This is a genomic window from Enterobacter cloacae complex sp. S3 (assembly GCF_014930495.1).
Classification (GTDB): Bacteria; Pseudomonadota; Gammaproteobacteria; order Enterobacterales; family Enterobacteriaceae; genus Enterobacter; species Enterobacter asburiae_B.
In genome coordinates this window covers 274,211-289,720 of record NZ_JADBRD010000016.1, presented here as the reverse complement: position 1 = coordinate 289,720, position 15,510 = coordinate 274,211, and the positions used below count along the sequence as shown (strand labels likewise).

16 protein-coding genes are annotated in these 15,510 nt (G+C 55.7%); 12 read left to right on the top strand and 4 right to left on the bottom strand.

The window, feature by feature from the left end; all coding sequences use genetic code 11:
* From IM317_RS10065 to uspE, 5 genes are all read left to right on the top strand, one after another.
* Positions 1 to 325: AbgT family transporter (locus IM317_RS10065; RefSeq protein ID WP_193362474.1), on the top strand; the 325-nt coding region annotated here is incomplete at its 5' end.
* Positions 326 to 335: 10 nt separating this feature from the next.
* The gene (ogt, locus tag IM317_RS10060; RefSeq protein WP_033145350.1) at positions 336 to 851 is read left to right on the top strand and encodes a methylated-DNA--[protein]-cysteine S-methyltransferase; all 516 of its coding nucleotides are present in this window, start codon (positions 336 to 338) and stop codon (positions 849 to 851) included.
* Positions 852 to 1,034: 183 nt separating this feature from the next.
* On the top strand, positions 1,035 to 1,787 hold the full coding sequence (gene fnr / locus IM317_RS10055) for a fumarate/nitrate reduction transcriptional regulator Fnr (protein ID WP_006174991.1): 753 nt from the start codon (positions 1,035 to 1,037) through the stop codon (positions 1,785 to 1,787).
* A 145-nt stretch (positions 1,788 to 1,932) separates the two neighbouring features.
* The gene (locus tag IM317_RS10050; RefSeq protein ID WP_014883604.1) at positions 1,933 to 2,115 is read left to right on the top strand and encodes a hypothetical protein; all 183 of its coding nucleotides are present in this window, start codon (positions 1,933 to 1,935) and stop codon (positions 2,113 to 2,115) included.
* A 109-nt stretch (positions 2,116 to 2,224) separates the two neighbouring features.
* The gene (uspE, locus tag IM317_RS10045) at positions 2,225 to 3,175 is read left to right on the top strand and encodes a universal stress protein UspE (protein WP_023335478.1); all 951 of its coding nucleotides are present in this window, start codon (positions 2,225 to 2,227) and stop codon (positions 3,173 to 3,175) included.
* A 120-nt stretch (positions 3,176 to 3,295) separates the two neighbouring features.
* Here uspE and pntB read toward each other — a convergent pair whose 3' ends face one another.
* Together pntB and pntA are read right to left on the bottom strand one after the other, a co-directional pair.
* Positions 3,296 to 4,684 carry a Re/Si-specific NAD(P)(+) transhydrogenase subunit beta gene (gene pntB / locus IM317_RS10040; RefSeq protein ID WP_033145349.1) on the bottom strand — a complete coding sequence of 463 codons (1,389 nt, stop codon included), beginning with the start codon at positions 4,682 to 4,684 and terminating at the stop codon, positions 3,296 to 3,298.
* A 10-nt stretch (positions 4,685 to 4,694) separates the two neighbouring features.
* Complete coding sequence (gene pntA, locus IM317_RS10035; protein ID WP_033145348.1) at positions 4,695 to 6,224, bottom strand: Re/Si-specific NAD(P)(+) transhydrogenase subunit alpha; 1,530 nt, start codon at positions 6,222 to 6,224, stop codon at positions 4,695 to 4,697.
* A gap of 535 nt (positions 6,225 to 6,759) precedes the next feature.
* Here pntA and ydgH point away from each other — a divergent pair.
* From ydgH to folM, 3 genes are all read left to right on the top strand, one after another.
* Positions 6,760 to 7,704 (top strand): DUF1471 family protein YdgH, encoded by a 945-nt coding sequence (gene ydgH / locus IM317_RS10030; protein ID WP_033145347.1) that lies wholly within the window; start codon positions 6,760 to 6,762, stop codon positions 7,702 to 7,704.
* Between the two features lie 185 nt (positions 7,705 to 7,889).
* On the top strand, positions 7,890 to 9,272 hold the full coding sequence (locus tag IM317_RS10025; RefSeq protein ID WP_029740292.1) for an amino acid permease: 1,383 nt from the start codon (positions 7,890 to 7,892) through the stop codon (positions 9,270 to 9,272).
* 39 nt (positions 9,273 to 9,311) lie between these two features.
* Positions 9,312 to 10,034 carry a dihydromonapterin reductase gene (gene folM / locus IM317_RS10020; RefSeq protein WP_033145346.1) on the top strand — a complete coding sequence of 241 codons (723 nt, stop codon included), beginning with the start codon at positions 9,312 to 9,314 and terminating at the stop codon, positions 10,032 to 10,034.
* Here folM and IM317_RS10015 read toward each other — a convergent pair.
* Positions 10,031 to 10,366: a GlpM family protein gene (locus tag IM317_RS10015; RefSeq protein WP_028017326.1), complete on the bottom strand. Its 336-nt coding sequence runs from the start codon at positions 10,364 to 10,366 to the stop codon at positions 10,031 to 10,033. The genes folM and IM317_RS10015 overlap by 4 nt on opposite strands.
* Positions 10,367 to 10,494: 128 nt before the next feature.
* On the opposite strand from IM317_RS10015, the gene rstA reads away from it, so the two are divergent.
* From rstA to tus, 4 genes are all read left to right on the top strand, one after another.
* On the top strand, positions 10,495 to 11,211 hold the full coding sequence (rstA, locus tag IM317_RS10010; RefSeq protein WP_021241154.1) for a two-component system response regulator RstA: 717 nt from the start codon (positions 10,495 to 10,497) through the stop codon (positions 11,209 to 11,211).
* A gap of 253 nt (positions 11,212 to 11,464) precedes the next feature.
* Positions 11,465 to 11,725: a hypothetical protein gene (locus IM317_RS10005; protein WP_033145345.1), complete on the top strand. Its 261-nt coding sequence runs from the start codon at positions 11,465 to 11,467 to the stop codon at positions 11,723 to 11,725.
* A 75-nt stretch (positions 11,726 to 11,800) separates the two neighbouring features.
* The gene (rstB, locus tag IM317_RS10000) at positions 11,801 to 13,099 is read left to right on the top strand and encodes a two-component system sensor histidine kinase RstB (RefSeq protein ID WP_033145344.1); all 1,299 of its coding nucleotides are present in this window, start codon (positions 11,801 to 11,803) and stop codon (positions 13,097 to 13,099) included.
* 73 nt (positions 13,100 to 13,172) lie between these two features.
* Entirely contained in the window at positions 13,173 to 14,102 is a 930-nt protein-coding gene (gene tus / locus IM317_RS09995; protein ID WP_033145343.1) for a DNA replication terminus site-binding protein, read from the top strand.
* Here the strand turns inward: tus and fumC are convergent, their stop codons facing one another.
* The gene (gene fumC, locus IM317_RS09990; protein WP_033145342.1) at positions 14,103 to 15,497 is read right to left on the bottom strand and encodes a class II fumarate hydratase; all 1,395 of its coding nucleotides are present in this window, start codon (positions 15,495 to 15,497) and stop codon (positions 14,103 to 14,105) included. It lies immediately after the preceding gene.
* Positions 15,498 to 15,510: the final 13 nt, after the last annotated feature.

Sequence of the window (15,510 nt, the reverse complement as noted above, 5' to 3'; positions counted from 1 at the left end):
ATCAACGGGGAGCAGGTCAATCTGGTCGATTCTGGCCCCGATCTTCGTACCGATGTTTATGATGCTGGGTTTTCATCCTGCGTTTGCCCAGATCCTGTTCCGCATCGCGGACTCCTCGGTGATTCCGCTGGCGCCGGTTTCGCCGTTTGTTCCGCTGTTTTTAGGCTTCCTGCAGCGCTATAAACCCGAGGCCAAACTGGGTACCTACTATTCGCTGGTTTTACCCTACCCGCTTATCTTTTTAGGGGTATGGCTGGTGATGCTGGTGGCATGGTATCTTGTCGGCCTGCCGATTGGGCCGGGGATTTACCCGAGGCTGAACTAAAGGAATGAGGATGCTGAGATTACTCGAAGATAAGATTGCGACGCCGCTCGGGCCGCTGTGGGTGATCGCGGACGAGCAGTTCTGCCTGCGCGCCGTCGAATGGGAAGAGCACAGCGACCGGATGGAAGAACTGCTCCATGTTCACTACCGCGCGCAGGGGTATGAACGTATCCGCGCCACCAACCCGGGCGGGCTGAGCGACAAGCTTGCGGCCTACTTCGAAGGCGATCTCAGCATCATCGATACTCTGCCAACCGCCACGGCAGGCACCCCTTTTCAGCGCGAAGTGTGGCAGGCGCTGCGGGCCATTCCCTGCGGGCAGGTGATGCATTACGGCCAGCTCGCGGAACAGCTAGGCCGCGCAGGCGCCGCACGCGCGGTGGGTGCCGCTAACGGCTCTAACCCGGTCAGCATCGTGGTGCCGTGCCATCGCGTCATTGGCCGCAACGGCACCATGACAGGCTATGCCGGCGGCGTGCAGCGCAAAGAGTGGTTGCTGCGTCACGAAGGGTATCTCCTGCTCTAGCTTCCAGGCTTTTTGTGCTTAATTTTCTTCCGGTTAGGCTAAAAATCCATAATCAAGCTGTGGAATTTCAAGAAGATGGCGACACGTTGCCGTCTCTTGTCCTTATTGAGGGTTTGTCAGGCTTACGTACTTACCAAAAAGATGTTAAAATTGACCAATATCAATTAAGGCTTGAGCAAACCTATGATCCCGGAAAAGCGAATTATACGACGCATTCAGTCTGGCGGTTGTGCTATCCATTGCCAGGATTGCAGCATCAGCCAGCTCTGTATCCCGTTTACCCTGAATGAGCATGAACTCGATCAGCTTGATAATATCATCGAGCGCAAAAAGCCTATTCAGAAAGGGCAGACGCTGTTTAAAGCGGGAGACGAACTGAAATCGCTCTATGCTATCCGTTCTGGCACCATCAAGAGCTACACCATCACCGAACAAGGTGATGAGCAGATCACCGGCTTCCATCTGGCGGGCGACCTGGTGGGCTTTGACGCCATCGGCACGGGCCATCACCCGAGCTTTGCTCAGGCACTCGAAACCTCAATGGTTTGCGAAATCCCGTTTGAAACCCTGGACGATCTGTCCGGTAAGATGCCTAACCTGCGTCAACAGATGATGCGTCTGATGAGCGGTGAGATCAAAGGCGATCAGGACATGATTCTGCTGCTTTCTAAAAAGAACGCAGAAGAGCGCCTGGCCGCGTTTATCTACAACCTCTCCCGCCGCTTCGCCGAGCGTGGCTTCTCGCCGCGTGAATTCCGTCTGACGATGACGCGTGGCGATATCGGCAACTACCTGGGCCTGACCGTGGAAACCATCAGCCGTCTGCTGGGCCGTTTCCAGAAAAGCGGGATGCTGGCCGTTAAAGGTAAATACATCACTATCGAAAACGGTGAAGCGCTTGCCGTTCTTGCCGGGCACGCCCGCAACGTGGCGTAACTCTCCGCATGTTGATGACCAGACCATAAATTCTTGTGATTTATTGGTCTGGTGTAATCACTTCCGTTTCAAGAAATTTTCACCGTAGCACGTCCCCACACAGCGCCCGAAAGGTTCTCGTTGAGGTTATGAATTGAGAGAAAGTTTGTTTTTCGTTTCAGTCGTGATTGCCTCTGTGACCTTTATCTTCATCTGGATCATGCTTGTCGGCCCGATGAAGGGGGAGGAAAAAACCTACGTCCAGGACTCCACGACCTTTGCGATAGCGGTGATGGTGCTGCTGTTTATTGCGTTTATCGCGGTGACGACGACGGTACTTTTCCTCTGATAAATTTTCATGAATTATTGATCTGGCAAAACCTCCCCTCTGTTTCATTCAGGATATATAGGTTACTCTTTTAATTACAGACTGTGGTGACAGTAGTAAGGAGACCTGTATGGCCAAGTATCAAAACATGCTGGTAGCTATCGATCCGAATCAGGACGATCAGCCGGCATTACGACGTGCTGTGTATTTACATCAACGGATTGGTGGCAAAATCAAAGCGTTTTTGCCGATCTATGACTTCTCGTATGAGATGACCACCCTTCTGTCGCCTGACGAGCGCACCGCTATGCGTCAGGGCGTCATCAGCCAGCGTACCGCGTGGATCCGTGAACAGGCGAAGTATTACCTGGAAGCGGGCGTGCCCATTGATATTAAAGTGGTCTGGCATAACCGACCTTTCGAAGCCATCATCCAGGAAATTGTCGCCGGTGGGCACGACCTCCTGCTGAAGATGGCGCACCAGCACGACAAGCTGGAATCCGTGATCTTCACTCCGACCGACTGGCACTTGCTGCGCAAATGTCCTTGCCCGGTCTGGATGGTGAAAGACCAGCCGTGGCCTGAAGGCGGGAAAGCCGTTGTGGCGGTAAACCTCGCGAGCGAAGAGGATTACCACAATTCGCTGAACGAGAAGCTGGTGAAGGAGACCATCCAGCTTGCCGATCAGGTCAATCATACCGAAGTGCATCTGGTAGGCGCCTATCCGGTCACCCCGATTAACATTGCCATTGAGCTCCCTGAATTTGACCCGAGCGTGTACAACGACGCGATCCGCGGTCAGCATCTGCTGGCCATGAAAGCGCTGCGCCAGAAATTCAGCATCGATGAGAAAATGACTCACGTGGAAAAAGGCCTGCCTGAAGAGGTGATCCCGGACCTGGCGGAACACCTGCAGGCGGGGATTGTGGTGCTGGGCACCATTGGCCGAACCGGTATTTCTGCCGCCTTCCTTGGCAATACCGCCGAACAGGTGATCGACCATCTGCGCTGCGACCTGCTGGTCATTAAGCCGGATGAGTATCAGACGCCGGTTGAGCTGGACGATCCTGAAGACGATTAACGCCTGACGCCCGGCGGCGCAGGCTTGCCGGGCCTACAAAACCGTAGGCCGGGTAAGCGTCAGCGCCACCCGGCAATAAAAAAACCGCCGAATTCGGCGGTTTTTTCGTTTCAACGCAACTTACAGTGATTTCAGAATCGCATCCACGCTGGCTTTAGCATCGCCGAACAGCATGTGGGTGTTCTCTTTGAAGAACAGCGGGTTCTGAACCCCGGCATAGCCGGTATTCATGGAGCGTTTGAAGACGATCACGTTCTGCGCCTTCCACACTTCCAGAACAGGCATACCGGCGATTGGACTACCCGGGTCGTCCTGTGCAGCAGGGTTAACGGTATCGTTAGCACCAATAACCAGCACGGTGTCGGTGTCGGCGAAATCATCGTTGATCTCATCCATTTCCAGCACGATGTCGTAAGGCACTTTCGCTTCCGCCAGCAGCACGTTCATATGGCCAGGCAGACGCCCTGCCACCGGGTGAATACCAAAGCGAACCTTGATGCCCCGCGCGCGCAGCTTCTCGGTGATTTCCGCAACCGGATACTGCGCCTGCGCCACCGCCATGCCGTAGCCCGGAGTGATGATCACGGAGTGCGAGTTTTTCAGCATGTCTGCGGTATCTTCCGCAGAAATTTCGCGGTGCTCACCCACTTCTTCATCCGCACTGGAAGAAGACCCATCGGTCCCGAAACCACCGGCGATGACGCTGATGAACGAGCGGTTCATCGCCTTACACATGATGTAAGACAGGATCGCACCGGAAGAACCCACCAGCGCACCGGTGACGATCAGCAGGTCGTTGCTCAGCATAAAGCCTGCCGCCGCTGCCGCCCAACCGGAGTAGGAGTTCAGCATCGAGACAACCACCGGCATATCCGCACCGCCGATGGACGCCACAAAGTGCCAGCCAAACGCCAGCGCGATGATGGTCATTACCAGCAACGCCAGTACCTGCAGGCCGACGCTTTCGGTACGCACGAAGACCACCAGCAATACAAACGACACCACCAGCGCCGCCAGATTCAGCTTATGACGGTTTGGCAGCATCAGCGGTTTAGAGGAGATCTTCCCGCGCAGCTTGCCGAACGCCACAATGGAGCCGGTGAAGGTCACCGCACCGATGAAGATACCGAGGAACACTTCCGTCAGGTGAATGTTCACCAGAATCGGTTCCAGACCCGGTTCGTGATACAGGTAGCTGTTGAAGCCCACCAGCACCGCCGCCAGACCCACGAAGCTGTGCAGAATGGCAACCAGCTCCGGCATCTCGGTCATTTCAACGCGTTTTGCCAGTCGAATACCAATCGCGCCGCCGATGATCATCGCCACCAGGATCCACGCCACGTTGCCGGTATCCGGCCCGAAGATGGTGGCAATCAGCGCAATCGCCATCCCGGCGATACCAAAGTTATTCCCCTGCTGAGACGTTTCGTGTTTGGAAAGCCCCGCCAGACTGAAAATAAACAGGATTGCAGCAACAATGTATGCAGCTGTCACTAATCCTCCAGACATATGCTACCCCTTAGCCTTTACGAAACATTTTCAGCATGCGCTGAGTCACGGTGAAACCACCGAAAATATTGATACTGGCGATCAGCACCGCGATAAAGCTCAGGAAGCTGATCCAGCCGCCGTGACCAATCTGCAGTAACGCCCCCACCACGATGATCCCGGAGATGGCGTTGGTTACCGACATCAGCGGCGTATGCAGCGCATGGGAGACGTTCCACACCACGTAGTAGCCCACGACGCAGGAGAGCGCGAAGACGGTAAAGTGGCCGAGAAACTCTTTTGGCGCAACGTCAGCCAGCCAGCCGAACAGAATAATCACCAGCGCCATGATCGCGTATTTGCGCCATGGAGAAGCGGGTTTGGCGGGTTCTTTTGGCTCAGGTGCCGCTTTCGTTGCCGCCTGAGGCTGAGCAGAAACCTGAATAGGCGGCGCAGGCCAGGTAATTTCACCTTCACGGACCACCGTGACGCCGCGCACCACCACATCGTCGAAATCAACCGTGACGTTGCCGTCTTTCTCTTTGCAAAGCAGCTTCAGCAGGTTAACGAGGTTAGTGCCGTAGAGCTGAGAAGACTGCGTTGGCAGACGGCCCGGCAGATCGGTATAGCCGATCACCTTCACGCCGTTAGCGGTCGTGGTTACCTGATTTGGAACGGTATATTCACAGTTACCGCCGTTTTGGGCGGCCAGGTCGACAATCACGCTGCCCGGCTTCATGGAGTCAACCATCTCACGGGTGATCAGCTTCGGCGCCAGTTTACCCGGGATAAGCGCGGTGGTGACAATAATGTCGACATCTTTCGCCTGAGCGGCGAAGAGTTCCATTTCGGCTTTGATGAAGGCTTCGGACATTACCTTCGCGTAACCATCGCCGCTGCCTGCTTCTTCCTTGAAGTCCAGCTCAAGGAATTCGGCGCCCATACTCTGGACCTGTTCTTTTACTTCAGGACGGGTGTCAAAGGCGCGTACGATAGCGCCCAGGCTGTTTGCCGCACCGATTGCGGCAAGGCCCGCCACGCCTGCGCCAATCACCATCACTTTCGCCGGAGGGACTTTACCCGCGGCGGTGATTTGACCGGTAAAGAAGCGACCAAACTCGTGGGCCGCTTCAACAATGGCGCGGTAGCCAGCAATGTTTGCCATGGAGCTTAAGGCATCCAGCGACTGCGCGCGCGAAATGCGCGGCACGGAGTCCATTGCCATCACGGTCACGCCACGGGCCGCCAGCTTCTCCATCAGCTCCGGGTTTTGCGCAGGCCAGATGAAGCTCACCAGGGTCGTTCCCGGATTCAGCAGCGCAATCTCACTCTCTTCCGGTGCGTTGACCTTCAGAATCACCGGCGACTGCCAGACGTCAGCACCGTCGACCACTTCCGCGCCAGCCTGGATAAAGGCCTCGTCATCGAAACTCGCCAGTTTGCCCGCGCCGCTTTCAACCGCGACCGTAAAACCCAGTTTAAGCAGTTGCTCCACCGTTTTCGGTGTTGCCGCTACGCGGGTTTCATTGGCTAACCGTTCTTTTGGTACCCCAATACGCATAGTTTTCCCTTCCATCGGTTTTTGATGATGGTTTATCGATAAATGCCCGCGGTTTGTATCAATTTTCGCCATCGCGCGAGCGACGAGAGATGATTAACCCCGGAAAATAAAACAGTAACAAACTGTCTATAACCTACTGAAAATAGCGCCCGCGATCTACCGCCAGAAAACACTATTTCTTACTTTATCTGTGAAAAATAAGCGATCGGCGTCACTGACAGTGATATTTACCTTAAATTCACTGCCAGAACCGATAAATCGCGCAAGCGAAGCGGTAAAAACATGATATAGCGCCATAACAGAACAACTTGTTAACATTAAATTAACTTGTAAAAGTCATATGCTTTATCAGTTTTACTTGTCAAACGCGTGTTTTTTCAACATATCACTAAATGTTATCGAATTCGGTGATTCAGTAAGCACAGGCAGTGAAAAATGGCGCAGACAGCGACGGGTTTTAAATGCAATAATCGGGACCGTCTCAAATTAACAACAATACCAGTACATGGTTTGCGCAAGGCGAAGGATCATTTTTATGAAGCTTAAGAACACACTCCTGGCGTCCGCACTTCTTTCCGCGACCGCCCTGTCTGCGAATGCCGCAACAGAGTTAACGCCGGAGCAAGCGGCAGCGTTAAAACCTTTTGACCATACGGTCATTGTGGGTCGTTATAATTCTATTGGCGACGCCGTCGCCGCTGCATCAAAAGCCGCTGATAAAAACGGGGCGGCCTCGTTTTATGTCGTTGACCAGTCCGATTACGGCAACAGCGGTAACCTGCGCGTGACCATCGCGCTGTTCAAAGACAATGCGCCAAAAGCTGACGCACCGAAAAACCGCGTGATCAACGGTGTTGTTGAACTGCCGAAAGATCAGGCGATTGAGCTGGAACCTTACGACACCGTCACCGTTCAGGGCTTCTATCGCAGCCAGCCTGAAGTTAACGATGCCATCACCAAAGCCGCGAAAGAGAAAGGGGCCTACTCTTTCTTCATCGTGCGTCAGGTCGATGCTAACCAGGGTGGCAACCAGCGTATTACCGCGTTCATCTATAAAAAAGATGCGAAAAAACGTGTTCTGCAGAGCCCGGATGCCATCCCGGCAAATTCAGAAGCAGGTCGCGCGGCGATAGCGAAAGGCGGCGAAGCAGCGAAGAAAGTTGAAATTCCAGGCGTAGCAACGACGGCTGCCCCAAGCGCTGAAGTGGGACGTTTCTTCGAAACGCAGTCCACGAAAGGTGGCCGTTACTCCGTAACGCTGCCTGACGGTACCAAAATTGAAGAGCTGAACAACGCCACTGCAGCGCAGATGGTGCCGTTCGACAGCATCAAGTTTACCGGCAACTACGGCAACATGACGGAAGTCTCTTACCAGGTCGCGAAGCGTGCGGCGAAGAAAGGGGCGAAGTACTACCACATCACCCGCCAGTGGCAGGAACGTGGTAACAACGTGACCATCAGCGCCGATCTGTACAAGTAACAACATCGTTTACGAAAGGCGGCGCAATGCCGCCTTTTTTTGTTACTTTTTTTGAATTTCTGCCTCACGTCATTGCATGCATTCGTTACACTCCGTAAAATCCCGCGCCTTAGTGTGATCCACCATTTTTATGCGCCTGAGCGAAATAATTATTCTGGATTTTGACCTTTCATAACAGGAAGCCAATGGAAAAGAAACTTGGCCTGAGTGCTCTGACTGCACTCGTTTTAAGCTCAATGCTGGGTGCAGGCGTATTCAGTTTGCCGCAAAATATGGCGGCCGTTGCCAGCCCTTCCGCGCTCATCATTGGCTGGGGCATTACGGGTGTCGGCATACTGCTGCTGGCCTTCGCGATGCTGCTGCTCACCCGCATTCGCCCGGATCTGGACGGCGGCATTTTCACCTATGCGCGTGAAGGTTTCGGCGAGCTGATTGGCTTCTGTTCCGCGTGGGGATACTGGCTATGTGCCGTTATCGCCAACGTCTCCTACCTGGTGATCGTCTTCTCAGCACTCAGTTTCTTTACCGATACGCCTGAGCTGCGCCTCTTTGGCGACGGAAATACCTGGCAGTCTATTGTGGGCGCCTCGGTGTTGCTGTGGTTCGTCCACTGGCTGGTGTTGCGTGGCGTACAAACGGCCGCCAGCATCAACCTGGTGGCGACGCTGGCGAAACTGGTTCCGCTCGGCCTGTTTATCGTTCTGGCCTTCATTGCGTTCCGTATGGACGTTTTCAAGCTTGATTTCAGCGGCGTTGCGCTGGGCGTGCCCGTCTGGGAGCAGGTGAAAAACACGATGCTGATTACCCTGTGGGTGTTCATCGGCGTTGAAGGCGCGGTCGTGGTTTCTGCCCGGGCCAGGAATAAACGCGATGTGGGCCGCGCCACGCTGCTGGCCGTACTGGCTGCGCTGGGGGTCTATCTGCTGGTCACGCTGCTGTCGCTGGGCGTGGTGGCGCGTCCTGAGCTGGCTGAAATGCGTAACCCGTCAATGGCGGGCCTGATGGTGAAAATGCTCGGCCCCTGGGGCGACGTGGTGATTGCCGCAGGGCTGATCGTCTCCGTCTGCGGCGCTTACCTGAGCTGGACCATCATGGCGGCTGAAGTGCCTTTCCTGGCCGCGACGCACAAGGCGTTTCCACGTCTGTTCGCCCGTCAAAACCAAAACAGCGCGCCGTCGGCCTCACTCTGGCTAACCAACATCAGCGTTCAGGTCTGTCTGGTGCTGATCTGGCTCACAGGTTCAGACTATAACACCCTGCTGACCATCGCCTCGGAGATGATTCTGGTACCCTATTTCCTAGTGGGTGCGTATCTGTTAAAAATTGCCACACGCCCGGCGCATTATGTCGTGGGTGTCGGAGCCTGTATTTACGGCCTGTGGTTGTTGTATGCTTCCGGGCCAATGCATCTGCTGCTGTCGGTAGTGCTGTACGCACCGGGTCTGCTGGTCTTTATCTACGCCCGCCGCACGCATCAGCTGGAGAACGCGCTGAAGCGCCGTGAAATGGCATTAATTGGACTGTTACTGGTTGCTGCCCTACCGGCAACCTGGATGTTAATGGGATAGCATCGCCTTTCCCATTGTTGAACTGTAAAGGAGAATACGATGGGAAATGCACCGCTTCGCCCAATACTGATTACCGGTGGAGGCCGCCGTATCGGCCTCGCCCTCGCCCATCACTTTCTCAACCTTCGCCATCCGGTCATTGTCAGCTACCGTACGGAATACCCGTCGATTGAAGGGTTACGCAAAGCCGGGGCGGTCTGCATTCAGGCTGATTTTTCGACCGATGAAGGCATTCTGGCTTTCGCGGAAAAGGTAAAAGCCACCACGACGGGACTGCGCGCCGTGATCCATAACGCCAGCGCATGGCGAGCCGAAAAACCCGGTACGTCACTCAGCGAAACGCTCTCCGCCATGCTGCAGATCCACGTCAATGCCCCTTATCTGCTTAACCACGCTCTGCAGGATTTGCTGCGCGGCCATGGGCACGCGGCGGGCGATATTATTCACTTCACCGATTATGTGGTGGAGCGCGGCAGCGACAAGCACATCGCCTACGCGGCCAGTAAAGCCGCACTGGATAATATGACGCGCTCGTTTGCCCGCAAGCTCGCGCCCGAGGTGAAGGTAAACGCCATCGCCCCGGCGATGATTTTGTTTAACGAAAACGATGATGCGGAGTATCGCCAGCAGGCGCTGAATAAGTCGCTCATGAAAATCGCGCCGGGCGAGAAAGAGGTAATCGACCTCGTGGATTACCTGCTCACCAGCTGCTACGTCACGGGCAGAACCTTTGCCGTGGACGGCGGCCGCCCGCTGCGCTAGTGAAAACGGCTCCAGAAGAAAATTAGCACCCAGGCGCTGAGTCCCCAGCAGACCACCGCCCCGCTCAGCGCAAGGGGAAGACGCAGAAAACCGGTGAAATACCACAGCGAAAGCAGGTAGAGAAAATACGGAATGATAGACCACATGCCAAACACGATGGTCGTGCGTAACGCTTCCGTACCCCGCTCAGAAGCCACAATATAGTGAGCAATTAGCGCAAAGGTCGGGAACAGCGGGATTAGCCCGGCAATGTAGTAGTTTTTCGTTTTTGCCAGAATGCCAATCAGTAACACCACCAGCGCGCCCAGTGCGGCTTTGATCACCAGCCCCATACTTTTCCCTATAACAATCAAATAACAATATGAGCCAGAATAACGGAACCGGCGTTAATTTTGAAAGATTAATGGAAGGTTAAGGTTCCGCGGTGTATGTTGGCTTTTTTCACGAAAACAGACGCTGTATGAATAAGATTGTTTATGTTGAAGACGAACCCGAGGTCGGACAACTGATCGCCGCCTATCTGGGTAAACATGATATGGACGTCATTGTTGAACCTCGCGGCGATCGTGCCGAAGAGGTGGTCGTCCGTGAAAACCCGGATCTGGTACTGCTGGATATTATGTTGCCAGGCAAAGACGGCATGACGCTCTGCCGTGACCTGCGCGCCCGGTGGGAGGGCCCTATCGTCCTGCTCACCTCACTGGACAGCGATATGAACCACATTTTGTCGCTGGAGATGGGCGCCAATGACTACATTCTGAAAACCACACCGCCTGCCGTCCTGCTTGCCCGCCTGCGCCTTCATTTGCGCCAGCACGCCAGCATCGAACGCGAAGCGCCCGCGCCGTCTCTGACGCCGCACAAAGCGATGCGCTTTGGTACGCTGTCTATTGACCCCATTAACCGCCAGGTGCTGCTCTCCGGCGAGCTTATCGCCCTCTCCACCGCAGACTTTGACCTGCTGTGGGAGCTGGCAACGCACGCCGGGCAAATCATGGACCGCGACGCGCTGCTGAAAAACCTGCGTGGCGTGAGCTATGACGGAATGGACCGCAGCGTTGACGTGGCGATTTCGCGTCTGCGCAAAAAGCTGCAGGATAACGCTACCGAGCCCTACCGCATTAAAACCGTGCGTAACAAGGGTTATCTGTTTGCCCCGCACGCCTGGGAAACCTGATTCCGTTACCTGGCTAGCATAACGTGCGCGAAATGAAGGTATTACGCAGCAATGCCCTCTCTTTCGCGCGTTTATTTTTACGTTTGCGCAACAATTAACTTGCTAAGCACGCGAACTATCCCATAATTAAATCTTCATCCATTCTTTCTACAGCCAGCACTGCCCCGGCGACATGCAGACTCTTTTTTCACCGTGAAGCTCTCACGATACCTCTCCCATAAAATCTTGAAATGAGGATTTAAGCCCATGAAATATGTATAGCTACAGTCAGGTAGAAGCCATCAAAACCAATCTTGAATGGATTGTTAATCAGGCTGCGCTTAGCCATTCCTCCCCCTCACGCGCCGATCAAAAAGCGCTCTTTGATCTCCTTGAGCTCATCCAGACTTACGAAATACTTCTGGATTTAATTAACGAATTCGGTACCGATGTGATTGATATGCACATTGCGGAAGGACTGGCCGTAACGGAAACACTCATCGCCAAGGTAAAAAACAGCGCAATTGCCATGTAACGCGCTCCACAGACATGAAAATATCGACGGGTTTTCATGTATATTCTGCACAAAGCGTTTCTTCGGTGAGATCCAATGAAAAAGCTGTTTGTGCAGTTTTATCTTTTGCTGTTTGTCTGTTTCCTGGTCATGACCATGCTGGTCGGGCTGGTCTATAAATTCACCGCCGAACGTGCGGGCAGGCAGTCGCTGGACGATCTGATGAAAAGCTCGCTCTATCTGATGCGCAGCGAGCTGAGAGAGATCCCGCCGCACGACTGGGCGAAAACCCTCAAAGAGCTGGATCTGAACCTGTCATTCGATTTACGCATCGAGCCGTTAAAAGATTTTGAGCTGGATCCGCCCGCCATGCAGCGTCTGCGCGACGGGGACATCGTCGCGCTGGACGAGAAATACACCTTTATCCAGCGTATTCCGCGCAGCCATTACGTGCTGGCCGTCGGGCCGGTACCCTATCTCTATTATCTGCACCAGATGCGTCTGCTGGACATGGCGCTGATGGCCTTTATCGCCATTTCGCTCGCGTTTCCGGTCTTTATCTGGATGCGCCCGCACTGGCAGGACATGCTGAAGCTGGAATCCGCCGCGCAGCGTTTTGGCGAAGGGCATTTTACCGAACGCATCCACTTCGACAGCGGTTCCAGTTTTGAACGTCTGGGCGTGGCCTTTAACCAGATGGCCGATAACATCAATGCCCTGATCGCCAGTAAAAAGCAGCTGATCGACGGGATTGCGCACGAGCTGCGCACGCCGCTGGTTCGCCTGCGCTATCGTCTGGAGATGAGCGAGAATCTGACGGAAGCGGAGTCTCAGGCGCTTAACCGCGATATCGGCCAGCTTGAGGCGCTGATTGAGGAGCTGCTGACCTACGCACGACTCGATCGTCCGCAAAACGAACTGAACCTCAGCACGCCGGACCTGCCTGCCTGGCTGCAAACCCACATCGATGACGTTCAGAGCGTGAACCCGCAGCGCACGCTGTTAACGCGCGTCACGCCGGGTGATTACGGCGCGCTCGATATGCGCCTGATGGAGCGCGTGCTGGACAATCTGATGAACAACGCCATGCGCTACAGCGAAAGCACGCTACAGATTGGGCTGGATTTGCAGGGCAATCAGGCCAGCCTGACGGTGGAGGATGACGGTCCGGGGATTGCCCCGGAAGCGCGAGAAACCGTGTTTGAACCGTTTGTCCGCCTCGACCCCAGCCGCGATCGCGCCACTGGCGGATGCGGCCTGGGGCTGGCGATTGTTTACTCTATCGCGCAGGCGATGGGCGGCACGGTGCATTGCGAAGAGAGCGAGCTCGGCGGCGCGCGCTTCTGCTTTAGCTGGCCGGTATACCATAACATCGCCCTTCCCGTCCCTGCCTGACTTCAACCGCACGCTGGCCTGACCCGGCGTGCTGTGCTATATGATAAGTATGTTGTAACTAACGAGAGTGCTTATGGCGACCTACGATCTCCTCGAACGGCTGAACAGCACGTTTCGGGAAATAGAACACGAGCTCCTGACCCTGACCGAACGTTTGCAGAGCTGCCGTCTGCTGGCCGCGCGCGTCTTTACCCTGCCCGAGGTGGCCAAAGGGGCCGAGCACGACCCGCTGGACACCATCGCGGTTGAACAGCACATCGGCAGCGCCGCCCTTGAGCTGACGCTGAAGCACTATCGCCGCCTGTTTATCCAGCAGCAGTCAGAAAACCGCAGCAGTAAGGCCGCCGTGCGTCTGCCCGGCGTGATCTGCCTGCAAACCGATGCGACAACGCGCGACGCGCTGGAAAGCCAGATTACCCACATCAACACCCTGAAAGCGGCCTTTGAAAAGATCGTTACCGAAGAGTCCGGCCTCGCCCCTGCCGCCCGGTTTGAATGGGTGCACCGTCAGCTTCCGGGGCTGATTACCCTGAACGCCTATCGCACGCTGACGGTACTGCGTCACCCCGCCACGCTGCGCTTCGGCTGGGCGAATAAGCACATCATTAAAAACTTCACCCGGGATGAAATTCTGGCGCAGCTGGAAAAAAGCCTGAAGACGCCGCGCACCGTCGCACCGTGGTCGCGCGAGCAGTGGATTGAGCGCCTGGAGCAGGAGTACCACAGCATCGCCTCGCTGCCGGCGGACGCGCGCCTCAAGATAAAGCGTCCGGTGAAGGTACAGCCTATCGCCCGCGTCTGGTATTCCGGCCAGCAAAAACAGGTTCAGTATGCCTGCCCTACGCCGCTGATTGCGCTCTATGATGCCGATCGGGGGGCCATCGTGCCGGATATTGGTGAGCTTTTGAATTACGATGCGGACAATGTCCAGCACCGTTACAGACCTCAGGCGCAGCCGCTGCAGCTAATTATTCCGCGGCTGCACCTGTACGTGGCGGGATGACTATTTCAGGCTGCCGACCATCGCTTCCGGGCGAACCCAGGCGTCGAACTCCGCCTCCGTGAGATAGCCCAGCGCCAGGGCGGAGGCTTTCAGCGTCAGCCCCTCTTTATGCGCTTTTTTAGCGATCTCGGCGGCCTTGTCGTAGCCGATATGGGTATTCAGCGCCGTCACCAGCATCAGGGATTCATTGAGCAACTGGCTGATACGTTCGCGATTCGGCTCAATCCCTACCGCACAGTGCTCGTTAAAGCTCTCCATCCCGTCCGCCAGCAGACGAATCGATTGCAGAACGTTGTGGATCACCATCGGGCGATAGACGTTCAGCTCGAAGTTGCCGGACGCACCGCCCAGGTTGACGGCTACGTCGTTGCCCAACACCTGACAGCAGAGCATGGTCATGGCTTCGCACTGGGTCGGGTTCACTTTACCCGGCATGATGGAGCTGCCCGGCTCGTTTTCCGGAATGCTGATTTCACCGATGCCGCAGCGCGGACCCGAGGCCAGCCAGCGCACGTCGTTGGCGATTTTCATCAGCGAGGCCGCCAGCCCTTTCAGCGCGCCGTGGGTGTGGACCAGCGCATCGCAGGTCGCCAGCGCTTCGAACTTGTTGGGCGCCGTGACGAACGGCTGCCCGGTGATGTTTGCCAGCTCCTCCGCCACGCGCACCGCGTATTCTGGATGGGTGTTTAACCCGGTCCCGACCGCCGTCCCGCCGAGCGCCAGCTCCGCCAGGTGCGGCAGGCTGTACTCAATATGCTTCAGGTTATGTTCCAGCATCGCCACCCAGCCGGAAATCTCCTGGCCGAGCGTCAGCGGCGTGGCGTCCTGCAGGTGCGTACGGCCAATTTTGACGATGTCGCGGAAGGCCTGCGCTTTCTCGTTGAGCGTGGCTTTCAGCACGTTGAGCTGCGGGATAAGCTGCTCGCGGATAGCAATCACCGCCGCCACGTGCATCGCCGTCGGGAAGACGTCGTTGGAACTCTGGCTTTTGTTGACGTCATCGTTCGGATGGACCTTACGCTCCATGCCGCGCACGCCGCCAAGCAGTTCGCTGGCCCGGTTTGCCAGCACTTCGTTCATGTTCATGTTGCTCTGGGTACCGGAACCGGTCTGCCAGATGGCGAGGGGGAATTCGTCGGGATGCTTGCCCGTCAGCACTTCGTCGGCGGCGTTGATGATGGCGGTCGCTTTGTCTGCCGTCAGCAGGCCTAAATCCTGGTTCACTTTCGCGGCGGCGCGTTTGGTGAGCGCCAGCGCCTGAATCAGCGAGACGGGCATTTTTTCGGTCGAAATACGGAAGTGCTCCAGCGAACGCTGGGTTTGTGCGCCCCAAAGCTTGTCGGCCGGGACGTCGATGGCGCCCATCGAGTCTTTCTCATGGCGTACCGTGGTCATTACTTTCTCCTTG